The organism is Aeromonas bestiarum, from assembly GCF_028751155.1.
In the GTDB taxonomy this organism is placed as follows: domain Bacteria; phylum Pseudomonadota; class Gammaproteobacteria; order Enterobacterales; family Aeromonadaceae; genus Aeromonas; species Aeromonas bestiarum.
The window spans coordinates 1,223,554-1,247,191 of sequence record NZ_CP064746.1; the positions used below are offsets into that span (position 1 = coordinate 1,223,554).

The 23,638-nt window shown below is 62.7% G+C and carries 19 protein-coding genes and 2 tRNA genes; 8 read left to right on the forward strand and 13 right to left on the reverse strand.

What is annotated here, in order from left to right; genetic code table 11:
* The first annotated feature begins 8 nt into the window (after positions 1–8).
* Positions 9–176 carry a hypothetical protein gene (locus tag IU367_RS05980; protein WP_005312189.1) on the forward strand — a complete coding sequence of 56 codons (168 nt, stop codon included), beginning with the start codon at positions 9–11 and terminating at the stop codon, positions 174–176.
* Positions 177–250: 74 nt separating this feature from the next.
* On the opposite strand, the gene IU367_RS05985 is transcribed toward IU367_RS05980, so the two are convergent.
* From IU367_RS05985 to IU367_RS06035, 11 genes are all read right to left on the reverse strand, one after another.
* Positions 251–607, reverse strand: coding sequence for an MGMT family protein (locus IU367_RS05985; RefSeq protein WP_043135974.1), 357 nt, complete (start codon positions 605–607; stop codon positions 251–253).
* A 68-nt stretch (positions 608–675) separates the two neighbouring features.
* Complete coding sequence (locus tag IU367_RS05990) at positions 676–2,229, reverse strand: methyl-accepting chemotaxis protein (RefSeq protein WP_274453690.1); 1,554 nt, start codon at positions 2,227–2,229, stop codon at positions 676–678.
* A gap of 214 nt (positions 2,230–2,443) precedes the next feature.
* Entirely contained in the window at positions 2,444–4,309 is a 1,866-nt protein-coding gene (locus tag IU367_RS05995; protein ID WP_274453691.1) for a beta-N-acetylhexosaminidase, read from the reverse strand.
* Positions 4,310–4,469: 160 nt separating this feature from the next.
* Positions 4,470–5,342 carry a glucosamine kinase nucleotide-binding domain-containing protein gene (locus IU367_RS06000; protein WP_098985063.1) on the reverse strand — a complete coding sequence of 291 codons (873 nt, stop codon included), beginning with the start codon at positions 5,340–5,342 and terminating at the stop codon, positions 4,470–4,472.
* Between the two features lie 99 nt (positions 5,343–5,441).
* The gene (locus IU367_RS06005; protein ID WP_274453692.1) at positions 5,442–7,175 is read right to left on the reverse strand and encodes a glycoside hydrolase family 9 protein; all 1,734 of its coding nucleotides are present in this window, start codon (positions 7,173–7,175) and stop codon (positions 5,442–5,444) included.
* Positions 7,176–7,289: 114 nt separating this feature from the next.
* The gene (locus tag IU367_RS06010) at positions 7,290–8,282 is read right to left on the reverse strand and encodes an ABC transporter ATP-binding protein (RefSeq protein ID WP_042867462.1); all 993 of its coding nucleotides are present in this window, start codon (positions 8,280–8,282) and stop codon (positions 7,290–7,292) included.
* A gap of 11 nt (positions 8,283–8,293) precedes the next feature.
* A complete protein-coding gene (locus IU367_RS06015) occupies positions 8,294–9,313 on the reverse strand; it encodes an ABC transporter ATP-binding protein (protein WP_043556351.1) in 1,020 nt (339 codons plus the stop codon).
* Positions 9,310–10,218, reverse strand: a complete 909-nt coding sequence (locus IU367_RS06020; protein WP_098983113.1) for an ABC transporter permease — start codon at positions 10,216–10,218, stop codon at positions 9,310–9,312. The genes IU367_RS06015 and IU367_RS06020 overlap by 4 nt, the downstream gene beginning before the upstream one ends.
* 1 nt (position 10,219) lies before the next feature.
* Positions 10,220–11,203, reverse strand: coding sequence for an ABC transporter permease (locus tag IU367_RS06025; protein ID WP_042867464.1), 984 nt, complete (start codon positions 11,201–11,203; stop codon positions 10,220–10,222).
* Positions 11,204–11,320: 117 nt separating this feature from the next.
* The gene (locus tag IU367_RS06030) at positions 11,321–13,006 is read right to left on the reverse strand and encodes an ABC transporter substrate-binding protein (RefSeq protein WP_043135998.1); all 1,686 of its coding nucleotides are present in this window, start codon (positions 13,004–13,006) and stop codon (positions 11,321–11,323) included.
* Between the two features lie 402 nt (positions 13,007–13,408).
* Positions 13,409–16,846 carry an ATP-binding protein gene (locus IU367_RS06035; protein ID WP_274453694.1) on the reverse strand — a complete coding sequence of 1,146 codons (3,438 nt, stop codon included), beginning with the start codon at positions 16,844–16,846 and terminating at the stop codon, positions 13,409–13,411.
* A 248-nt stretch (positions 16,847–17,094) separates the two neighbouring features.
* Between IU367_RS06035 and IU367_RS06040 the strand changes: the two genes are divergently transcribed.
* Positions 17,095–17,170 (forward strand) — tRNA-Gly (locus IU367_RS06040).
* Between the two features lie 57 nt (positions 17,171–17,227).
* Positions 17,228–17,301, forward strand: a tRNA-Cys gene (locus tag IU367_RS06045).
* 83 nt (positions 17,302–17,384) lie between these two features.
* Here the strand turns inward: IU367_RS06045 and IU367_RS06050 are convergent.
* Positions 17,385–17,678, reverse strand: a complete 294-nt coding sequence (locus tag IU367_RS06050; protein ID WP_043136003.1) for a hypothetical protein — start codon at positions 17,676–17,678, stop codon at positions 17,385–17,387.
* Positions 17,679–17,892: 214 nt separating this feature from the next.
* Here IU367_RS06050 and IU367_RS06055 point away from each other — a divergent pair, with 214 nt between their 5' ends.
* The 5 genes from IU367_RS06055 (at position 17,893) to IU367_RS06075 (ending at position 22,461) form a co-directional block, all read left to right on the forward strand.
* A complete protein-coding gene (locus tag IU367_RS06055; RefSeq protein ID WP_043136007.1) occupies positions 17,893–18,093 on the forward strand; it encodes a YbfA family protein in 201 nt (66 codons plus the stop codon).
* Between the two features lie 326 nt (positions 18,094–18,419).
* Positions 18,420–18,926: a GNAT family N-acetyltransferase gene (locus IU367_RS06060; protein ID WP_274453695.1), complete on the forward strand. Its 507-nt coding sequence runs from the start codon at positions 18,420–18,422 to the stop codon at positions 18,924–18,926.
* A 48-nt stretch (positions 18,927–18,974) separates the two neighbouring features.
* Positions 18,975–20,276 (forward strand): methyl-accepting chemotaxis protein, encoded by a 1,302-nt coding sequence (locus tag IU367_RS06065; protein WP_274453696.1) that lies wholly within the window; start codon positions 18,975–18,977, stop codon positions 20,274–20,276.
* 167 nt (positions 20,277–20,443) lie between these two features.
* Entirely contained in the window at positions 20,444–21,001 is a 558-nt protein-coding gene (locus tag IU367_RS06070; protein ID WP_274453697.1) for a DUF3332 domain-containing protein, read from the forward strand.
* Positions 21,002–21,087: 86 nt separating this feature from the next.
* Positions 21,088–22,461 carry an HD-GYP domain-containing protein gene (locus IU367_RS06075; protein ID WP_274453698.1) on the forward strand — a complete coding sequence of 458 codons (1,374 nt, stop codon included), beginning with the start codon at positions 21,088–21,090 and terminating at the stop codon, positions 22,459–22,461.
* A 68-nt stretch (positions 22,462–22,529) separates the two neighbouring features.
* Here the strand turns inward: IU367_RS06075 and IU367_RS06080 are convergent, their stop codons facing one another.
* Complete coding sequence (locus IU367_RS06080) at positions 22,530–23,588, reverse strand: FUSC family protein (RefSeq protein WP_274453699.1); 1,059 nt, start codon at positions 23,586–23,588, stop codon at positions 22,530–22,532.
* Positions 23,589–23,638: the final 50 nt, after the last annotated feature.

Here is a 23,638-nt window from a genome sequence, read left to right on the forward strand (position 1 = left end):
AGGTTGTGATGGAGATTAACGAGATCCGGCCGGGAATGACCTGTCTGACCCGGGAAGGGACTGCCTATGTGCTGGAGGTGGACAGGCAGAGTCTGCTGGTGTTGCTGCAACGGGAGTATGAAACCATACCCGTGCAGGTGCGCAGCGACGAGATCCTGGCTCCTCTCACGCTGTGATGTACCAGGAAGGCAAGGCGTCATGGGCGCTCTTTGGCTCAACAAAACGTCATGAGAAGCCGTGACACCCTGGTTTAAAAGGGAATGAGGAATAGCAGCTCGGCCAGGTCGGGCTGCCATTGCCACTCCCGCATCCTGACCCGCCCGCCTACCACAGGCACTCCCTCCTGCTGCAATCGCCCCGTTTGTTCCGTGAAGCCTGTCGACCCTTTTGGCAGTGAAATGGTGCCGCCTGCGCCCAGCACGCGATGCCAGGGCAGCACCTTGTCCGTTTCCCGCAGCACCTTGCCTACCAGCCGGGCCCGACCGGGCAGTCCAGCCAGATCCGCCACCTGACCATAGCTGACCACCTTGCCGGCCGGGATCAGGGCGAGGATCGCCTCGATGCGGGCGACCTTGTTCAGGGTGACAGGGGCTGGCTCCATTCTCATGGGTAATGACTCTCCAGAAACAACAGAAGCACCATTGTGGCGCTTCTGTGATGGGGGTGGCAACCGCTTCAACCAAAGGTCTGACTGAGCCCCTTGAGCTGTTTGGTGCGTTCCAGCAGCTCCTGACTGGAGTCGTCGACCTCCTGCATCTTCTGGCTGTTGGCGTGGGAGTACTGGGAGATCTGGTTGATGCTGCGGCTGATCTCCTCCACCACCGCCTGTTGCTGCTCGGCGGCGGCGGCGATCTGGGTTGAGTGCTCCGTGACCAGCTCTATCTCTTCCAGCACAGAGTGCAGGCTGCTGGCGCCCTGGCGGGTCATCTCGGCGCATTCGCGGGTCTGTTGCAGGTTCTCCTGCATCATCCCCTTCCAGCGGCCCAGGGTGTGCTGGATCTGCTGTATGCTGCCCTGGATCTGCTCGGTCGCCTTGTGGGTACGAGTCGACAGGGTGCGCACCTCGTCGGCCACCACCGCAAAGCCGCGGCCCTGCTCACCGGCCCGCGCCGCCTCGATGGCGGCGTTGAGGGCCAGCAGGTTGGTCTGATCGGCTATGCCCTGGATCTCGCCCATGACGCTGCCGATCCGCTCCGACTCGCTGGCCAGCGCCACCGCCGAGTTGAACGCCAGCTCCGCCTGTCTGGCGAGCTGCTCGATGCGCTGCTCGGTCTGGCTCAGCTGTTGATTGGTGTGTTCGCAGCGGCTGCGGGCCTCGTTGACCTGGCCGTTGGAGTCCTGGATGTTGTGGGCTATCTCGTGGGCCGTGCTGGCCATCTGGGTCATGGCGGCAGCCATCTGCTGGGTCTGGGCATCCTGCTCGTTGATGTCGAGGCAGGCCTGATGGGACGCCTGTTTCAGGTTGGTAGCCAGGGTCTGCAGCGGCTGGGTCGCATCGTTGACCCGGCCCAGCACGGTGCGGATGCGGGCCTGCAGCATCTTGATGTGAAAGTCGGCGATGGCGCCGGGGCCATCGCCCGAGTAGACCAGCCGGGTCAGGCTGTCGTATTCGCGGCCGAGCTGCTGCAGATAGAGCGGCAGGGCAAAGAGCTCGCGCCAGCAAGCGCCGCCTATGAGCAGCAGGGGCAGCAGCATCAGCAGGGCTGTCATGGGGCCCTGACTGCTGAAGGCCCAGCCAAACAGGCCGAGCAACAGCAGGCCCAGCACAGGCAGGCGCACGCGGGCTAGGGAGGGGAGGCTGCTGGCCGCGCCGCGCTCCGCCTTGAGCAGGGCCTGATAGGTCTGGCTGGCGACTCGCTTGAGCTGGGGTTCAGGTTTGCAGCGCACCGACTGGTAACCGCTGACTCTGCCCCCCTCGTAGATGGGGGTCACATAGGCATCGACCCAGTAGTAGCGGCCATCCTTGCAGCGGTTCTTCACCATGCCGCGCCAGGGCTTGCCCTCCTTGAGGCGGGCCCAGAGATCGGCGAAGGCGGCCTTGGGCATGTCGGGGTGGCGCACCAGGTTGTGGTTGTGGCCGACCAGTTCTTCAACGGGGTAGCCGGCGATGCGACAGAAGGCAGGGTTGGCGTAGGTGATCACCCCGCGCAGGTCCGTGGTGGAAACCAGTTGTTCGTCGGCAGGAAACTCCACTTCGCTGTCCAGGGTATGGACGTCTCTGCGAGTCATAGGGATAGGCTCCGATGTTCTTGTTGATAATTTTATCGTTGTTATTGTGGCAGATCCGGGCGTGGTTGCAGGTGCTTGTCAGGGTGCGCCAAGTCGGCTTCATAGGGGGCTGAATTTTGCCAACAATGGCGGATGAATGGTAGGGGAAAGTTGGTTTTTTGTTGGTGGATGGTAAAAAAAGGCGACCGAAAGGTCGCCAAACAGAAAGATAACACTACCTCTGCGGCGCCCGGTAACGCACCTGTAGCTGGTCGAGGATCTGCAGCTGGCCCGGCAGGCGGGCGGCGAAGTGATCCCACGCCTTGCGGGCGGGATCGCTCCAGGCCACCTCGGCGGTGGCCAGCATGCGCGGGAACAACATATAGTCGAGGCGGTCACGAGAGGTCACCAGCTCCGACCATAAGGGGCTCAGCACCCCCAGGATGTTATCGTTGGCATGGAAATCGGCCGGGGCAGGATCGCATCGATAGACCTGCTCCAGATTGAGGGTGCCCGCCCAGTAGAGGCCGGGTTCATGGATGTCCTGGCTCCAGGCCAGATCCAGATAGAGGTGCTGGGCCGGTGCCATCACCACCGGATAGCCAGCCGCAGCTGCATCCAGCCCTGCCTGGAAGCTGGTCCAGGCGAAGATGGTGGCATCCCGGCTCACCTTGTCGCCGTGCAATATCTCCTCCCAGCCCAGCATCCGCTTGCCCTTGCCAGCCAGATATTGCTGGCAGTGGCGCAGCAGGTGGCCCTGCAGCTCGCGGCAATCCTGATACCCCTGCTGCTCCATCAACTGCCGGCAGGCCGGGCTGTCGGTCCAGACTCCGGTCGGCACCTCGTCCCCCCCCATGTGTACCAGCGGACCCGGGAACAGCTCGCACACCTCGTCGATCACCGCCTCCAGGAACCGGTAGGTGCCGGGCAGGGCCGGGTTGAGCACGTTGTCGTCGAAATATTGTACCGACAGGTAGCGGGAGCTGTCGGCTGCTTCCACCAGCAGCTCGGGCAGCGCCTTGATGGCCGCATGACAGTGGCCCGGTATGTCGATCTCGGGAATGACTGTGATGCCTAGCCCGGCGGCATAGGCCACCAGCTCGCGCACCTCGCTCTGGCTGTAGTAGCCGCCGTAGGGCTCGGCGCCGCCGCTGAGCTGGGGCCCCACCGGCAGGGCGTGGCCGCGCCAGGCGGCCCGTTCCGTCAGCTGGGGGAAGGCCTTGATCTCGAGCCGCCACCCCTCGTCATCGGTCAGGTGCCAGTGGAAGCGGTTGAACTTGTAGAGGCTCATCAGCTTGAGCAGGCGCTTGAGGGTGGGCAGGCTGTGAAAGTGGCGGGCACAGTCGAGGAAGATGCCACGAAAACCGAAGCGGGGGGCATCGACCAGCTCGATGCAGGGCAGGCTCTCCCCGTGCTGCAGGGCCCACTGGGCCAGGCTTGTCAGGCCATGGCGCCAACCGGCCTCGCCGGCCGCGGCTATGGTCACCCCCTCAGGCGTGATGATGAGGCGATAGGCCTCCGCAGCCAAAGGCTCCTCGAGCAGCCGGATCTCGGCATCGTGATCCTGCTCCAGCGCCAGCCCGGTCAGCTCGTTGAAATGGGCCAGCAGGCCGGTCAGCGACCCGGGCCCGCTGACATGGGCCCGCTCTGCCAAGCGGAAGTTGCCCTCCAGCAGCACCAGCTGATCCGGCTGGGGCACTATGCCAGCCAGGGACTCGACCTCGGGCAGATCCGGGGCGCCGGGCGCGCTTGGCGGCAGGCCCAGCGCCTCATCGGCCAGCACCACAGGCATCAGCTGCGGGCCCGTGCTGGCCTCGGGCAGGCTCAGGAAGAAGCCGCGCGGCATGTCGGAGAGCCGCTTGATGGGAGTGTTGCGACAGCAAAAACGCAGCTCGCTTTGCCCCTCGGCCGGGATCAGCACCTTGTAGCTGCCGCTCTGGCGCTCCAGCTCCCCCCCCTGCACCGAGGCCGGGTCTATGTGGCGCGCCAGGCAGAAGTGGAGCTTCCAGGGGACGGCCGGCAGCTGGCTCAGGTTGAAGCGGAACCAGACGTCCTCGCCATCGCGTCGGTCGACCTGGGTGTGGATCAGGGGTGCAGACATGAAAATTCCTCTGATGGAGTTAAGGGAACAAACAAGGCGATCATCTCCTTGTGGTACTGGTCAACCCGGGGAGGGAGCCCGAGTGCTGAGATGGGCACACCCCGGAGCGGGCAGAGGGGGACTCTGTCCCCGCCGGCGGGCAGATCGCATTGGACAAGGCTCAGCAGTGCAGACATGGGAACGCCTCCGACTGGGCAAACAGTATGGCCCCCTCCAGCGCATCGGCCTTGGGGTTGACCAGGTTGAGGTGCGCCAGCCGGGGGGCGAGGCGCATGCCGATGCCACCGAGCAGGGCAATCTGGCTGGCCCCCAGCTGTTGCATCCCCTCCAGCAGGATCCGCAACTGTTCGCAGGTCTCGTCCAGCAGCTGGCAGGCGAGCTCGTCGCCGTCGCTGGCAGCATCGAACACCCAGGGGGCGAAGCGGCCATAATCGGCCGGAATGGCGCGGGATGCCCAGCGCACGACGTCGGCCTGATCCCGCTTGAAGTGGTCGAGCAAGCGGATGGCGAGCGTGCTGGGGGGCAGGATGCCGTCATGGCAGAGCAGGGCTTGCTGGATGGCACGCAGCCCAAGCCAGGCGCCGCTGCCCAGATCCGAGATGGGAAAACCGCGGCCGGAGCAGGTGTGGAGCTGGCCATGCCGATAGAGGAGCCCGGCCGAGCCGGTGCCGGCGATGAGAATGGCCCCCTCCCGGCCACCAAAGGCACCCAGGCAGGCACCGAAGGCATCCGAGGTGAGCCGCACGCTGGCAAAGGGGAAGGGCATCTCGAGCATGGCGTGATAGCACTCCGCCAGCTCGGCGGAGGCGAGCGCCAGCCCGACCCCCATCTGCTGCACGCTTGCCGCCGGCAGACCGGCCGCAGTGCGGGCCTGCTCGATGGCGGCCAGCACGTTGGCGTGGGCGACCTCTATGCCCAGCTCCAGGTTGGAGCCGGCGGCGCGCCCCTCGCCCAGCAGCTTGCCGGCCCGGTCCCGAATGCGGGCGCGGGTGTGGGTGCCGCCACCATCCACGCCGACCCAGAACTCAATCATGCCGGCCTCCCAGCGCACTCTGCCAGCTGATGGCCAGGGCAAACCAGAATGCATGGCAGACCCCAGCGCCAGTTCTGATCCAGCCGATCCTTGTACGTCTCAATCATGCCGGCCTCCCAGCGCGCTCTGCCAGCTGATGGCCAGGGCAAACCAGGCGGCGTGGGGGATCCACTGCTCGCCCCAGCGCCAGTTCTGGTCCAGCCGATCCTTGTACTGCTCAGGAATAAAGGCCACATCAGCCTCGTCATCGAAGCCGGCCGTGATGCCGTTGCAGATGCCGCCGAGGGCATTGGGATAACCGGCTGTGTAGCTCGGGTTGTTGATGCCGTGGCCCGCCAGCATGCAGGCGTTGAACGGGTTTTGCCCCAGGATCCAGTCGAGCTGGCGCTGGCCGAAGTCGAGCAGCGGCCCGGATTGTGGCGGGAGCTGCTCGGCGGCGGCAAAGGCCATGGCGGCCAGAGAGGCCAGCCTGGCGTTCTCCCCCTGCCACCAGTAGCCGGATTCGTTGTGGTGGGGGATGAAGAAGCTCACGCGAGGCGCTTCATCCACTCCTTTTACATACTGGCGGGCGAGGGCGAAGGGGTTGCCTGCCCGGGCGCACAGTGCCAGCTCGGCGGCCAGCGCCTGCTGCACCACGGTTTGCACCTGGGCTTTGCGCTCCTTGTCCGGCTCTACGCCTAGGTATTCCAGCAGCGCCAGCACCGGCAGTCCCGCCTCGGCGGCGTGGTAGTAGGGACGCGAGCCATCCTGGTTGGCGGACCAATGGTGGCCGAGATCGGGGTGCGGGCGCTGGCGGGCGCAAAGCTTGCCGGCCCACTCCCTCGCCTCGCTTAGCCACTCATGGCCCAGGGTCTTGGTCAGCTCGACCGCAGCCAGCAGGGCACAGTAGTCATCTATGATGTTCTCGACCCCGTCGTCCAGATAGGCGAGGTTGTGCTCGCGCAGGTGCAGGTAGCCGCACCTGGCCGCCTCGGCATAGTGACTCGCATCAAGGTCGCCGCTGACGCTCTCGCGGGCGGCGCGGGCCAGGGCGGCGATGGCCATGCCGCCCCCTTGCCGAAAACCCGCCTGCCAGTCGGCAGACTTGAGCCCCTGCTGGGTGGCGTAGGCGCACAGCTCGCGCTGCTCGGGATCCTTGCTCCACTTGTCGAACAGCGTCATGTAGAAGAAGCCGCTCTCATCCTGCATCCGGCAGAGAAAATCCGCCCCGTGCAGCGCCTCGTCATTGAGCCGCTTGCAGAGGTTGACCCCGTCTATGTCGCGGCGCGATGCCAGCAGTTCCCTACACCTGAGCAGGGCCCATACCACCATGGGGGTCTGCTGGGGGTTGAGGTAGTTGGCGTAGGAGAGGTGGCTCAGGTATTTGCTCATGTCGCCGCTGGCATCGAACCAGCCGCCGTGTACGTCTTTGCGCTGATCGGCGCCAAACAGCCGGGCGGTGCGGTCGGCCCGATCGAAGACGCCGCTGGCGCGCTGGCCTTTGAAGTAGTGAATGACGTCGGAGAGGCAGTGGCTCGCCAGCAACCCCTGGCCGATGGTGAAGGGGGCGGAGCGGACCATGCGCTCATCCATCGCGGCTGTGGGGGCCGTAATCGCCTCCAGCCGATAGTGACCGGGCTCCTTGAAAGAGGAGAAATCGGCGCGCCAGTAGGCTCGGCCTTGCCAGCCATCGACCCTGCCGGCTTGTTGCAGCGGCGCTTCAAACAGGATCTGGTCATCACATTGGCGCAGCAGCCTGACATGGCCGCTGATAGCCAGCTGGGTGGTGGTCTGCAGCAGGGCTATCTTCTGCCCGTCGCACTCGTAGCCCACCTGATTGATCAAGAGTTCCATCAAGGTATTACTCCTGTGGTTCACCGACGGGCGGTGAGGCACATCACGGGGCTGTGGCTGCCCCGTAGCGAGGCATGGCCGGACAGTGCTGTCCGGCCGCTATAAGGCTCACCCTCATTCGTAGAGGTAGCAGCGCACGAAGTGGTTGTCGGCGAGCTTGGTGATGGGGGGCAGCTCATCCTTGCAGCGGGCCATGGCCTGATTGCAGCGCCCGGCAAAGGGGCAGCCGCAGGATTCCGGCGTCCAGAGTGGTATCTCTCCCTTGCGGCCCCCCTCCAGCTCGGCGTGGATGCTCTTCTCGGGGTCGGGCACCGCCGAGATGAGCAGTTGGGTGTAGGGGTGCTGGGGGTGGTGCAGTATCTCGTCCACCTCGCCCCACTCCACCATGTGGCCCACGTACATCACCGCCAAGTCTTCCGCCACGTAGCGGGCGGTGGCGATGTCGTGGGTGATGTAGAGCATGGAGACGCCCAGCTCGTTCTTCATCTGCTCCATCAGGTTGAGGATGCCGATGCGAATGGAGACGTCGAGCATGGAGGTGGGCTCATCCGCCAGCACCACTTCCGCCTCCACCGCCAGGTTGCGGGCTATGTTGACCCGCTGGCGCTGGCCGCCGGAGAGCTGGTGCGGGTACTTGGCCGCCGTTGCCTTGGCCGGGGTGAGCCCCACTTTTTCGAGCAGGGCATGGACCATGTCCGGCAGATCTTTCTTGTCGATCACCTTGCTGTGCAGCAGCAGGGGGCGGGCTATGTGGTGGTAGATGGTGTGGGTCGGGTTGAGCGAACCGAACGGATCTTGCCACACCATCTGCACGCTCTGGCGATAGTCGAGCAGGGCCGTGCCCTTGTTGAACTCCTCCAGGTCCCGGCCGCGATAGAGGATGCGGCCGCTGGAGAGCTTGTACATCTTGGCGATGATCTTGGCGATGGTGCTCTTGCCGGAGCCCGACTCCCCCACCACCGCCAGGGCGCGGCCCCGGTGCAGGTTGAAGGTGATGTCGGAGAGGGCCCGCATCTTGCCGCTCTTGATGGCATTGGAGTTGACGGGGAAGTCCTTGTAAAGGTGCTGGACTTCGATGATGGGCGCGTCGGTTTGGGCGATTTGCATGACAGACATCCTTAACAGCCAGCGGCCTTGTCCAGATAGATCAGAGGATCTTGTTGCTCATCCTGCGCCTCATGGAGGTGGCAGGCGGTCTGTTGTCCCGGCCGGATCTCGACCAGGCGGGTGTACTCCTGGCGGCAGCGCGCGTGCACCTTGCCGCAGCGGGCCTGAAAGCGGCAGCCGACCGGCACCTCCAGCAGGTTGAGAGGGGTGCCCGGGATCCCCTCCAGCACGGTTTTCGGGCCGTGCAGGGGCGGAAAGGAGTTGCCGAGCCCGCGGGTATAGGGGTGCAGGGGCGAGGTCAGGATCGCCTTGGAAGGCGCCACCTCGATCAGCTCACCGGCGTACATGATGCCGATGCGATCGCAGAACTCGACCATGAGCGAGAGGTCGTGGGTGATGAACAGGATGGAGAAGTTGAACTGCTCTTTCAGGGCGTAGACCTTCTGCAATATCTCCCGCTGCACCACCACGTCCAGCGCCGTGGTCGGCTCATCCATGATCAAGAGTTCGGGGTTGAGCGCCATGGCGATGGCGATCACCAGCCGCTGGCGCATGCCGCCGGAAAACTGGTGCGGATAATCCCGCAGCCGGCTCGGGTGTATGTCGACTATCTCCAGCAGCACCTGGGCGCGCTTGATCGCCTCATAACGGGTCATGCCGGGGTTGTGGGCCAGCAGCACGTCACAGAACTGCTCCTCCATGCGCAGCACTGGGTTGAGCGCGTTCATAGCGGACTGGAACACCACAGAGACTTGTTGCCAGCGATAGGAGCGCAACCGCTCTTCGCCGTAGTGGAGTATGTTCTCGCCCTTGAACAGGATTTCGCCGCCGCTGATGTAGGCGGGCGGCTTGTGCAGCCGGGCCACCGAGAAGGCGATGGTGGACTTGCCGCAGCCGGACTCGCCGGCGAGGCCGAATACCTCGCCGGGGGCTATGTCAAAGCTGACCGAGTTGACGGCGCGCACGTCGCCGCTCTCGGTGATGTAGTCGACGCAGAGGTTGCGTACCGACAGCAGGGGTGGGGTCTTCATGCTGTCCTCTCCTGGGGTGCTGAGACGGGCGCGGCGAGTTTTTTCCAGCGGTTGAGCCCTTTATGGGATCGCAACTGAGGGTTGGCTATCTCGTCGATGGCGAAGTTGAGCAGGGCCAGGCCCGCGCCCAGGGTGGCGATGGCGAAGCAGGGGGCCAGGATCTCCCACCAGGCACCCACCAGGATGGCGCTGGAGGTCTGGGCGTTGTAGAGCATGATGCCCCAGCTGACCACGGTCGGATCGCCGAGCCCCAGGAACTCCAGGGTTGCCTCGGTGACGATGGCGTAGATGATGGAGCCGATGAAGCTGACCCCTATGATGGAGATGAGGTTGGGCAGTATCTCCACCAGAATGATGCGCCAGGCCGGCTCCCCCAGCACCTCGGCGGCGATGACGAACTCTTTCTCGCGCAGGGCCAGGGTCTGGGCCCGGATGACGCGCGCGCCATAGGCCCAGGAGGTAAAGCCTATGATGAGCGCAATCACCGTCGGTGACGCCTCCCCGATAAAGCTCGCCAGCACCAGTAGCAGGGGGAGGTTGGGGATCACCAGCACCACGTTCATCAGGAAGGTGAGGCATTCGTCGATCACGCCGCCAAAGTAGCCGGCTGTGATGCCGATGGTGATGGCGAGGGCGCACACCAGTATGCCGGCCCCGAAGCCCACCATCAGGGAGATGCGGGCGCCGTTGGCAAACTGGGACCAGATGTCGTGGCCCATGCGGGTGGTGCCCATCACGTACTCGGCGCTGGGGGGCTGGTGCGGACGGGAGACCCGCTTGGTCGGTTCGTTGCTGGCCAGCAGCGGGGCGAGCAGCGCCATCAGCACGAAGCTGACCACAATGAAGAGGCCGAAGGCGGCCTTCTTGTTGCCCAGCAGGATTTTCAAGATAGTCGGCATGCGCATCTTATTTGCCTCCTGTACGCAGACGGGGATCCAGGAAGACGTAGAGCACGTCGGCCAGGAAGTTGAAGCTGAGCATGGTGATGGTCATGATGAGCAACTGCCCCTGAATGAGCGGGTAGTCGCGGGCCAGGATGCCCTGATAGAGGGTCAGACCCAGGCCGGGATAGTTGAAGATCACCTCTGTGATGAGGGAGCCGCCGATGACGAAACCGAGCGCCATGGAGAGCGCGGTGACGCTCGGCAGTATGGCGTTGCGGGCACCGTAGTTGAAGATGACCCGATTGCTGGAGAGCCCCTTGGCCTTGGCCATGGTGATGTAGTCCTCCCCCAGCAGGTTGATCATGTTGTTGCGCATTGTGATGAGGAAGCCCCCCACCTGCACCATGGCCAGCGTCAGTACCGGCATGACGGCGTGCAGCATGATGCTCTTGATGTGTTCCCAGCCGAAATCGGCGGTGATCTCCGGGCTGTAGGCATAGCCGATGGGCAGCCACTCCAGACTGACCCCGAACAGGAAGAGGGCGAGCAGGGAGATGACCACGGGCGGAATGGCCTGCATCACCAGGGTGAGCGGGGAGAGGATGCTGTCCATGCGTCCCCCCCGGTGCCAGGCGGCGAAGATGCCGACGATGGAGCCGATGGAGAAGCTGAGGATGGTGGAGGTGCCCACCAGGAACAGGGTCCAGCCGATGGCGCGACCGAGCACGTCAGCGACCGGTTGGGGGTAGTAGCGCACCGAGGTGCCGAGATCCCAGGTGAAGACGCTCTTCACATAGGTGAGAAATTGGGTGCTGATGGGGCCGTCCACAAAGCCGAAGGTCGCCTTGAGGGCCTCCAGTGCGGCGGGTTCCATCATGGCGCCAGCCCGGGCAAACATGACGGAGACAGGATCCCCCGGCATGGCTCTGGGTAGCAGGAAGTTGATGGTGGCGGCCACCAGGAAGGCGACCAGATAGAAGGAGAAACGTCTCAGTATAAATCCCATGGTAAACCCTTTTACTGCAAGCCTGCCCCGCGCCGGGCAAAGCTCCCCCAACCCCGAACAATCAGAGGGATGGAAGACATGGCGGGGAAAATGGCCCCCCGCAGGGGGCCGGGGTGGTTAGCTGTTTGGCTTGAGTGACAACACGTGCAGCAGACGCTCCGGGGTATCCGGGTGAACCTGCGGCTTGGCGACCGGGTTGTCGGCACTGAACCAGCCGTGGAAACGCTTGGTGCTGTATTCGTACCAGGTCGGGTTGTTGAACACAGGGATTATGGTCTGGTTGGCACCGACCCTGTCCTGGATCTCGAACATGATGGCCTTCTGCTTGGCGGCATCGGCGGTCTGGGTGAAGTCATCGATCAGCTTGTCCAGTGCCGGATCCTTGTAGCGGGGCGCCGCAAAGCGGTTGCCACGCTCACCCATGTTGCGGGAGTGGAAGGCGGTCTCGAAGTACTTGTGCGGGTTGGCACCGGCGAAGTATCCCTGCAGGGCAACGTCGAAGTCACCTGTGATCAGGTTCTCGGTCCAGACGGTGGCTTCCGGGGTGGCGGTCTTGGCGTTCAGACCCAGGGCCTGCAAGCCTTCGACCCCGATCTGGGCTGTGTTGACCCAGTCGGTCCAGCCGTTCGGTACCAGCACCTTGAAGGTGATCTTCTGGCAGGTCGGGGTGTCGAGGAACTTGTCGCCGTCACAGTCCTTGTAGCCGGCCTGTTTCAGCAGGGCCTTGGCCCCTTCCAGGTCGAACTTGTTGAACTTGCCGTATTTCTTCTCGACTTCCGGGTTGTCCCAGGAGGCGAACGCCTTGCCCAGACCTGACGGGTATTCGTTGACGGTCGGGTAGCCGTAGCCGGCGATGTCCACCATGGACTGACGGTCCATCGCCATGGAGAAGGCGCGGCGGAAGTTGATGTCGTTGAAGGCTTCGTGGTTGCCGGGATTCTTGGTCTGGAAGTTGACGTTGAATGCCACTGTACCTGAGGCCGGGAACCAGTACTTGTTGTTCTTCGGATCGTTGCCGACGTAGAGGCGCTCTATGTCCGGCACGAAGGAGCCGAACCAGTCCACGTCACCCTTCATCACGGCGGCCAGCACCTGATCGTTGGTGGCCATCTGCGGCATGCGCAGGCAGTCGATGGAGAGGTTGGCGTTGTCCCAGTAGTGCGGGTTGCGGCACTGGGTGTAGAGCTGGGCGGAGAAGTTGTCCACCTCGGTGAAGGGACCGGTACCGACCGGCTTGTCGTTGGTGAAGGCAACCGGATCCTTCACGGATTTCCACTGGTGCTCGGGGACTATGGGCACCAGTACCAGGTCATTCACCACGTTGGTGTTGACGTCGGTCAGCTCGAACTTGACCTTGTTGGGGGCCAGCTTCTCGACGCTCTTGATCTGGGTCCAGATAGAGCGCTCGTCCAGCGCCTTGTTGGCCTTGACCAGGTTGAAGGAGAAGAGGATATCGTCGGCGGTGAAGGGCTGACCGTCAGACCACTTGACCCCGTCACGCAGATCGAAGGTGACGGATTTCAGGTCATCGCTGAAGGCGTAGTTGGTGGCCAGACGATAGACGGGTTTGCCCCCTTGCATATCGTTGAAGATCACCAGGGGTTCATAGATGAAGTGACGTGTGGTGTGCAGCAGGCCCGCTTGCAGGAAGGGGTTGAAGTTCTTGACCCAGGCGGTCTCCTGTTGGGCGACCAGAGTCAGCACCGTCTTGTTGTCGGCAGCCATGGCAGTGCCGGCAGCTCCGGCCAGCATCATGGTTCCCAGCAGTACAGCAGTAGAGATTTTGGATACTTTGGCAAGCATATTATGTCCTTTCTTATTTATATTCCTTGTTCGGATTTGAGCACCGACATCGCATGCTGTGGAGGTCGGCCCTCAATGTTGGTCAGGTTTTTCACCCTTGTAGTTGTGTCATCCAACGTCCCTAGCAAAGCAGAGTTAACAGGAAAACAACAACTGTTCCGTTCGTCGATATCGTAAAAATCACGGCCCTTACGTCAATTCCGTCAAAATGACTTTTAACTCATTTTAAATCATTAAGTTATGTTATTTGCTTTGGCGTAATAAGTCCCCATCCATACGCTCGTCATGACAATTGTGTGAATTGGATCGGCTCTCGTTTTGACGCCTTTTGCCAGCTTAATTCTGCACAAAAAAAAACCGCCCCGGCAAGTGTGAGCCAGGGCGCAGATCGAGGCGGGTATGTCAGGGTTTGCGGTTGGCGAGTTGACGCAGGGTCTGGGCGCTGTGGTGCAACTGCTGGCGCTGGGGATCGCTCAGGGGGCCGTGGGTGAGCACGTACTCGGCGGTGGCCACCACCGTCTTCCAGCGCGGCGCCTTGGGCAGGGTGTCCAGGCTCAGGTATTTGTCGAGGGTGCGGGTCTGGGGGCTGGATCTGTCCATGTAGACCCGCCACAGCTTGCTCTTCTCCGCCAGCACTATCTTGCCCTTGCCCGTGCTCTGCTGCCAGGCATCCAGGGTGAGGCGCATGGTATCCACCAGGGCCCGGCGCAGCGGCTCGTCATCCTGCTGACGGATGAGATCGTCGGCGAGCGATCGGAACTCTCCCCCCAACCGGCTCAGCTCACCCAGCAGCTGACCGTCCTCTATGATGGCCTGGCGCGACAGGCTCTTGAGGGCATTCTCCAGCGCCATCACCCGGTTCTCGTCCTGGCGCGGTTCAGTGCTGAGGGTGAGGGCGAAGGCGGCCTGTCCCCCCAGGCTGATGGGCAGGGCACGGGCATTGAGCTCGTCCTTCAGCCCGGCCACCAGGAATTCCAGACGCTGCTCCTGGCGGGCCTTCAGATCGGGCCACTGGGTGGCCAGCGGGCTGGCCAGCCAGTCGTCCAGCAGCTGACCCTCCATGGCTTCCGGCTCCTGGCCCAGCAAGCGGGCCAGCACCCGCGAGGCAAACAGCACTGTGCCCTGCTCGTCGATGAAGACCATGGGATCGGCCCCTTCGCCGAGCAGGGCCAGCAGCCGCTCCTGATCCTGATGCAGCCGCTCCTGCAGGGTGAGGCGGTGCTCTATCTCCTGTTTCAGCAACCGGTTCTCCACCAGAGAGGCGCGGCCGGCCCGGGCTTCCAGCAGTGCCCTGACCCGGGCAAACAGCTCCTCCTTGCAGAAGGGTTTCACCAGATAGTCGTTGGCGCCGGCGTTGAAGCCCTCTTCTATATCCTTGGGCTGGTTGAGGGCGGTGAGCAGCAGCACCGGCAGCTGATCCTTGGGATGCTGCTGGCGCAGGCGGCGGCAGACGTCAAATCCCGACAGGGTCGGCATCATGACGTCCAGCAATATGAGGTCCACCGGCTCCTGGGCCAGCTTGGCCAGCGCATCGTGGCCGTCGCTGCTGGGCAGTATGCGGTAGCCGCAGGGCTGCAGCAGGTGGCGCAGTATGTGCAGGTTGATGGGTTCGTCATCCACCACCAGAATGAGGGGCGCATCCTCGGGGGGAGGGGGGAGGTCATCGCTCTCCCAGTCCGGCAGGATGAGCGGCTGCTGGCGCACCAGCTGGTGCTCGATCTGGCGGCTGTCCAGCGTCAGGCTGCCCGCCTTGCCGCTGGCGAGCGGCAGGGTGAAGGCGAAGGTGGAGCCGACGCTCGGCTCGCTCTCCACGAACAGCTCACCCCCCATCAGGTGCACCAGCTGGCGGGTGATGGAGAGGCCGAGGCCCGCCCCCTGCTTGCTCACTTCCGGGCTCATCTGCACTAGCGGCTCGAAGATGTGCTCCAGATGGTCCGGGGCTATGCCGATGCCGGTGTCGGTCACCCTGATGCGCAGGAAGTTGCCCTCCACCAGGGCGCTCAGCACCACCTTGCCCTGCGGCGTGTACTTGATGGCGTTGCCCACCAGGTTGTAGAGCACCTGTTCGAGCCGCTGTTCGTCGGCCAGCACCGGCGGCAGCTCCGCCGGGCTTATGTCCACCAGGGTGAGGGGCTTGGCCTGCACCAGGTGCTGGCAGAGATCCAGCACCAGCCGTATGACTCCCTTGGAGGCGACGGGCTGGGGGTGTATCTCCAGCTGGCCGTAGCGCATCTGGTGGTAGTCGAGCAGATCGTCCACCAGCCGGGCCAGGCCGTCGGCACTCTTGATGATGAGACCGAGCTGCTTCTGCTGCCCCTCGGTGAGATCCTGCTGGCTGGCGAGCATGGATTCGGCCATCCCCTTGATGCCGTGGATGGGGGTGCGCAGCTCGTGGGAGGTGTTGGCCAGCAGCTCATCCTTGAGCTTGTCCGCCTGCTGCAGGCTGAGGTTCTGCTTGTGGGTCAGCTTGACCTGCTGTTGCAGCTCCTGGGTCTGGCGTTCGATGAGCTCTATCTTGTCCTTCACCGAGCGCTGCATGTGGCGAAACGCCTGGGCCAGCCTGTCTATGTCGTCGTCGGTGCGGGGGATTGTGATGGGGTGATCCAAAGCGCCGTCCGCCACCTGCTCGGCGGCGGCGGTGAGGGAGCGCAGCGGGGCCGTGATGGAGTGGGAGAGCCAGCGCGAGAACAGGATCAGCAGCAGCAGGGAGCCTGCCCCGAGCAGGATCACTAGCGTCTCCAGCTGACGGATGGGGCGGTAGGCCTCGCTGGTGGAGATCTCGGCGATGAAGGCCCACTCGGTGTCGAACACCTTCACCTGGGTGTAGGCGGCCAGCACCTCGTCATCGTGATAGGAGCGAAACAGCCCGACTCCCTGCTCACCTGAGAGGGTTTTGACCACCAGCGGGGTCTGCAGGGGCCTGAAATTGGGGCTGAAGCTGTTCTCCACGCTGAATTCCGGCGCCAGCCAGGCGTTGGCGCGCATCCGCTTGTCCGGGCCTATGAGGATGGTCTCGCCGGTCTCGCCGAGGCCTTCCCGCTCCGCCATGATCTGGTTGAGCTTGTCCGGCAGCAGCTCGAAGATCACCACGCCGCGCACATAGTCGTACTGCATCACGGGGGCGGCCATGTAGGCGACCACCTGGCCGGTCAGCTCGTTGCGGCCAAAGTCGGTGAATTCGAAGATCTGCTGCGGCTTCTGGCCGCCGTCGAGGCGCCGTTTGATCTTGGCGAAGGTGCTGCCAAGGCCGCTCGCCTGATAGGGGCCCGAGAGCAGGTTGGTGGCGAAGTTGGGGCGCTTGGTGACCGAGTAGACCACGTCGCCGTTGAGATCGATGAGGAAGATGTCGCTGTAGTTGGATTTGCGCACCATGTCGGCATAGCCGCGATGAAAGCGCTGGTGCACCCGGCCATACATCTCGTCCGCCAGGATCAGCGCGCTGATGGAGGGCTCTATGTCGGCCTTGTCGTCGGGTTTTTGCAACTGATCCCAGGAGCCGGGCACATAGCGGGCCTGGGCGCGAGCGCGGGCCTCCTGTGGCGTGACGCCGAGTTTTTCGAAGGCACCGGTGAAGCCATAGAAGCGGCCGATACTGTTGCCGGCAAAATCCTGCTGGGAGAAGTTGATGATCTGTTCTTTGAGGTTGCCGAAGTAATCCTCCAGCTGGCTCTTCTTGATGTTGCGCACCGACACCAGATGATTGGAGGTCTGGGTGGTAAGATCTTTGCCGTGGCTGTAGAGGAAGAACAGGGTGACGACCAGGAAGGGCACCATGGCCAGCATGAAAAAAGCCAGCATTAGCTGCGGCCTGAGCCCACGAGGCTTGAAGATCCATTTCATCGTGTGATTTTCAATTGAGAATCCAGTTACTAAGCGCCACAAGTCTCTGACTAAAGACTAATCATTTCAATGACTTTATCTTAAATTCGCCCGTGGGGTCACAGCCTGATGTGGTTTTTTTGGCCAAGCCGTCTAAACCCTGAGCAAACAGCACGGGCAAGGGCTAAAAGTGCGAAAAAAGGGTTGTGCCCGCGCTTGGGGTACGTATAATGCGCCTCGTTGTCAGGTAACTGGCACACGGCAGTCAGGCGGGAATAGCTCAGTTGGTAGAGCACGACCTTGCCAAGGTCGGGGTCGCGAGTTCGAGTCTCGTTTCCCGCTCCAATTTCTCATAGCACCAACTATGGGTATCACTTTCAAGGCAATCAGCCTTGTCAGCATGGCGCGTTAGCAAAGCGGTTATGCAGCGGATTGCAAATCCGTTTAGTCCGGTTCGACTCCGGAACGTGCCTCCATCATCTTTCTGTTCAGCCTCGTACTTGCACCAAGCTCCCACACATTCATGTGTGTGTTTTTGTTTCCCGCTATTCCGGTTTTCTCAATATCCCTGCTGCGTCAGCAAGGGTTCGCAGCCCTGTTGTTGCCACTCCCGTTCCAGATAGCGATTGACCTCCACCAGATCCTGTCCCCGGAATTGAAACTGCACCTCGGCCGAATGCTCGGTCAGATCCATCATCTTCTGTTTCAACTGGCCGCATTGCCACAGGCTGATGGTCGGAGCCCCCTTGTAGGCCAGCTCTATGCTGTCGTTTTGATTGAGCCGCCAATCCTGCCACTCCGACCAGAGCAACAGGCCCAACACTCCTATGATCGCCACTTCTGCGGGTTTCATCGCACAGACTCCATGTTGACTGCCAACTCATTAAATCTGGTCAAACGGCGCCGCTTTGCCAGATTTTGTTGCTTGTAAGTTAATGGATGTAACCTAATTTCATTTTGTGGCTTTTGACGAACTTTTTTGCGAAAAAACGAAGTTGTTGGTGTAGTAATCCTACAAATTGTGGAGTAATCTTTGCTCAGTGGTCTTACCAGTAAGGAGTGCTATCATGTTTCATCCCTATTCCCTGACTCAGATAATTCTTCGTCGCATCTATGTGCTGCTGGTGGGTATTCTGGCCTTCCCCGTGATGCTGTTTCGCAGTGATCGCGCCCGTTTCTACAGCTATCTGCACCGCATCTGGAGCAAGACCAGCACCAAGCCGGTGTGGCTCAAAATGAGCGAACGTGGCGAGCGGATCTTCTACTAAGCTCGGCTTCAGACAAAAAAGACAGCTTCGGCTGTCTTTTTTATTGTTATCAAGAGATTGCAGCAACCGGCCTGGTGGGTGACCAGGTCATGTCTCGCCCGGTTCACCCTGGCTGTCAGGCTGCTTGGCCCCGTCCTCTGGCGGGGCTTTTTTGATCGCCCGCCGCGGGCTGGATGTGGCTGGCCCGTGAGAGTCGGCGTCCCCGGGTACGGGAGCCCGGTCGCCTTGCCAAGGGGGACATATCTGCACACACTGCTCCCTCCACAAGGCGTGCCTTCGGGGGCGCCTTGTCATGTTTGGAGCCGTGATGACACCAGGAGGTGCAGATGATCATTCGTCAGGCAACGCAGGCTGATATTCCCGCATTGGTGAGTCTGCGCATGGGGCTGTTTTGCGAGGTGGGCGAGCTGAGCGATCCGCTGGCCGATCTGGATCTCTGGCAGGCGACCCGTGCCTATTTCAGCACGGCGCAGGCCGATGGCAGCGCGCGCTCCTGGGTGGCCGAGGTCGGGGGTGAGGTGGTGGCGAGCGGCACGCTGGCCCTGTTTGTGCGGCCGCCCTATCCCGGCAACCTGTCGGGACGGGAGGCCTATCTGCTCAACATGTATACACTGCCGGCCTACCGCAAGCAGGGCATGGCCAGCGCCCTGCTCGATGCCATGGTGGCCCATGCCTGCGCGGAACGACTGGGCAAGGTGTGGCTGCATGCCAGCGATGAGGGGCGCCCTCTGTATGAACGAGTCGGTTTTGTGGCCAACCCGGCCTATTTGGAGTGGCCGGCCACCCCTTCCCCGTTGCTATCTGAGCGCCGAGAAGCTAGAAACCTTGACTAAGATCAATTCAGGCGGGGGAGCTTTCCCTGATGACGAGGTATAGACAAGATGTTCAATCTTAAACTCAAAGCCGAACTGCTGGCTTGTCAGGAGCAATTGACGCAGGCACAGACCTTTATCGATGCGGTCAAGGGCGGGGTGGCGGTGATCACCTTCAGCCCAGAGGGGCTGATCCTGGATGCCAATCCGCTGTTTCTGGGCGTGGTGGGTTACAGCGAGCAGGAGGTCGTGGGCCAGCCGCACCGGATATTTTGTGACGGCCTGTATGCCCAGTCGAGCGCTTACCAGCAGTTCTGGGAGCAGTTGCGTCAGGGGCGCAGCCACAGTGGCGTGTTCCGGCGGCTGAACAAGCAGGGCCACACCCTGTGGCTGGATGCCACCTACTTCCCGGTCAAGCAGGGGGGGCGTGTGGTGCGGGTGATCAAGATTGCCTCCGACATCACACACAGCCATGAGCAGCTGCTGAGCCAGGAGGCCACCTCGACCGCCCTCGATCGTTCCCAGGCCATCATAGAGTTCACCCCCAAGGGGGAGATTGTCAGCGCCAACCAGAACTTTCTCTCCTGCATGGGTTACTCCTTGTCGCAGCTCAAGGGCCAGCATCACAGGATCTTCTGCGATGAGAGCTTCTATCGGGAGCAGCCGCACTTCTGGGAGGATCTGGCCAAGGGACAGGTCAAGTCCGGGTTGTTCCTGCGTCGCACCAGCCATGGCAACGAGATCTGGCTGGAGGCGAGCTACAACCCCATCAAGAACGAGGCCGGCAAGGTGATCAAGGTGATCAAGTTTGCCAGCGATGTGACCGAGCGGATCCAGCGTGCGCAGGCGGTGAGCGAGGCGGCCCGCATCGCCCACAGCATATCGCAGGAGACGACCAGGGCGGCGGCAACCGGGGCGACTCTGCTCAACTCCTCGGTCAGCATCTCCACGGCCATCTCGGAGCAGGTGGGCAGGATGTCCGATCTGATCGGGCTGCTCAACGAGCAATCCAAGAGTATCGAGGCCATCGTCTCCACCATCAGCAGCATCGCCGAGCAGACCAACCTGTTGGCGCTCAATGCGGCCATAGAGGCGGCGCGGGCCGGGGATCAGGGCCGTGGCTTTGCCGTGGTGGCGGATGAGGTGCGGCAACTGGCCGCCCGAACCTCCCTCTCTACCAGCGAGATTGACAGCGTGGTACAGAAAAACCGTGAACTGACGGCACAGATCACCAACAACATCAACGAAGTCGCCGTGAGTGCCCTGCGTGGCAAGGAACAGATCGTCGAGGTGAGCAGCGTGATGGTACAGATAGAGCAGGGGGCGACCAACGTGACCCAGACTGTTTCGGGTCTGGCCATCGGCGCCTGAGTCATTTTTCCTCCCCAAGCACGGCTGCCGTCCTGGCGGCTGTGCACAATCCGAGCGGTCAGCTCACCAATCTGAACCCCTGCTGTATCACCCCCTGCTTGTCAATTGCCCGCCGGGGGCGGCCTGTTTAGGCTTGCCGCCTCACGATTCTGGAGCAAGAAAACGTAATGGCAACAAGAGCAAAAAGCAGGGCCTTGGCCCTGTTGGCGGGCATGCTTGCGAGCATGGGGTTGAGTGGTTGCATGGGGCAGATGGGGCTCTCCTCCATGGTGACCAAGGGCAATCTCAGCGTGGTGGACAACCGTTACGGTCGGGCCGGGGTCTTCCTGCTGCTCTCCCCCGTCTATGGTCTGGCGGCGACGGCGGACTTGTTCGTGTTCAATACCATCGAATTCTGGTCGGGCAAGAACCCCATCACCGGCAAGTCACCTGCGCTGGTGGATCAGAAGCTCGATGCCCTGATCAAGGTCAACCAGCATCTGGACCCGGCTCTCAACAAGGTGCCCTTGGCCATGTTGCCGCAAGGGGTGCGCGAGGTCGAGATGAGCTATCCGGACGAGCGTACCGCCCAGATGGAGGTGCACTACCTGGATGGTCGCAGCAGTCTGATGCGCGGTGAAAGGCGCGGCGAGCTGCTTGATATCTACTTCGATGGCCGGCTGGTCTCGACCCTGACTCAGGCCCAGCTGGACGATGCTGCGGTCGCTGGCCGTGTGCAGGCCTGATCCTGCAGGTCCGAGATCCGTTCTGGCCTGAATTGGGTATAGTATTCCCTGCATGCAACATTGCTATTGTGGCCAGGGAGTAGCTTATGACCTTCAGCGGTCTGCGATTATCGGAACTGATCGGTTCCCTCAGTCATGCCCTCGACATGACTGAGGGGCAGCCCAGAGGGCACTGCATCCGTTGTTGCTGGATTGGTTCCCGGCTGGGGGAGCAGCTTGGCCTGGATGCCGGGCAGCGCCACGACCTCTATTACACCCTGCTGCTCAAGGATCTCGGTTGCAGCAGCAATGCGGCCCGCATCTGCGAGCTCTATCTCACCGACGATCTGCACTTCAAACGCGATTTCAAGCTGGTGGATGGCTCCCTCTCCGAGGTGGTCAACTTCGTGCTGGGCCACACCGGCCTGCAGGCCGATCTGCTGGGGCGCTTTCGCAGCCTGTTTCACATCTTTCGCAACGGCGATCAGATTGCCAACGAGCTGATCCAGACCCGCTGCCATCGCGGCGCCGATATCGCTCGCCAGCTGCGCTTCAGCGATGAGGTCGCCGGCGGCATCCTCTCTCTCGACGAGCACTGGAATGGCAAGGGGCGGCCGCTGCAGCTGGCTGGCGAGGCGATCCCGCTCTTCTCCCGCATCGCCCTGCTCTGTCAGGTGGTGGATGTGTTTCATGCCGCCGTAGGCCCGCAGGCCGTGCTCAAGGAGCTGCGCGGGCGCAGTGGCAGCTGGTTCGACCCCGAGCTGGTCAGGCAGTTCGAAGCCATGGCCGATGAGCATTTCTGGCAAGGGCTGGCGGATCCCCAGCTGGCTGAGTGGGTATTTATCCATCCGGCCGGGCAGGGGGAAGTGGCGCTCGACGAGGACTATCTGGACGAGATTGCCGCCGCCTTCGGTCAGGTGGTGGACTCCAAGAGCCCCTACACCGCCGGTCACAGCGGCCGGGTGGCGCTCTATACCGACATCCTCGCCACCCAGATGGGGATCCCGGAGCCGCGGCGGCGCTGGCTCAAGCGCGGCGCTCTGCTGCACGACGTGGGCAAACTCGGGGTGAGCAACGCCATTCTCGACAAACCGGGCAAGCTTGATGCCGATGAGTGGGTGGCGGTGCAGATGCATGCCGCCTATACCGAGGAGATCCTGAGCCGGATCGGTGCCTTCAAGGAGCTGGCCCAGGTGGCGGGGGCTCATCATGAGCGGCTCGACGGCAAGGGCTATCCCAAGGGACTCAAGGCAGAGGAGATTGCCCTTGAGACCCGCATCATCACCACGGCTGACATCTTCGATGCCATCACCGCCAAGCGTCCCTACCGTGGTGCCATTCCCGTGCCCCAGGCGCTGGAGATGATGGCCGAGCAACTGGGATCTGCCATAGACCCCGACTGTTTTGCTGCGCTGGAGGCGGGGATCAAGGATTTCTCCATCTACCTCACAGCCGAGCAGCCGCTGGCGGATGCCAGTTAACGCGGGTTGCGTACATGGCTTGAGTGGTCAGCGCGATATGACAACGCCCCGCATTGCGGGGCGTTTTGCTATGGGTGGCTCTGGCTGCGGGGCGGGTACATCACCAGCCCCAGCAGGCGGCGCAAATGGGTGAGCTGCTCGGTGAGCTGCAGGCTCAGCCAGAGATAGCCGCTGATGGCGGCCTCGCCCCCGGCATCGAGCCGCACCCGGGTCGCGGCCTCCTGCAACTCGCTGATGGCCTGCTCAGCCCCCTTCAACTCGCCGCTCTTGAGCATGAGCGCCAGCTGGATCATCACGGCCTCGGTCGCCTGCTGGCAGGCGCGCAGCTCGGGGGTGCTCTGCATCAGAAAGTGGCTCTGGCGATCGCGCCAGTAGGTGTTGGCCAGCATCTCCAGGGTGCAGAGGGTGTTGCGCATCGTGGTCTGGATGGCCTCGAACAGGGCGCTGCCAAGGCGGGTCTCCTTGACCGCCGGGGTCAGCAGGGGGCGTAGGCTCACCATCTTGGAGAGCAGGCGCGAGTGGCTCTGGGCCAGCCTGGGTCGCTCCAGAATGTTGGGGGAGAGGTGGGTATGGTAGAGCCGGTGCGCCTGCAGCAGGGTGTCGTGCATCTGCAGCCGCCAGTGGCTGTAGGCGCGCTGGGGATAGATGCTGCAAAACAGCAGCGCCAGCAGGGAGCCCAGGATCACGTCGGCGCTGCGCCACAGCGCCGTCTCTATGTCCCCCGGCATGGCCCCCATGGTGACGCCCAGGGTGATGCCGATGAGCAGCCCCACGTAGGGGCGCTTGCCGAGCGCCAGATAGCCGCACAGGAACATGATGCAGCCGCACCATACCAGGGTCAGCGGCAGGGAGTAGAGCTCCAGATAGAGGGCCACCACACCGCAACCGGCACCGAAGATGGTGCCGACCACCCGTTGCAGGGCCCGTGACAGCACATTGCCCCAGAACGAGATGGGCCCCATCACCACCACCAGCGTGATCAGCGGCCAGGTGCTTTCCGGCAGCTTGAGTTCACGGGTCAGCAGAAAGGTGAGCATGAAGGCGAGCGCGATGCGCAGGCCGTGGACGATGCGATAGCGGCCATAGATCAGCAGATCGAGCCGGGAGAGCGGGGTATTCAGGCGCAAGGGACAAGCCTCGGGTCATGGGTGCAGCCACCCCGCCACGCCCGGCGGGG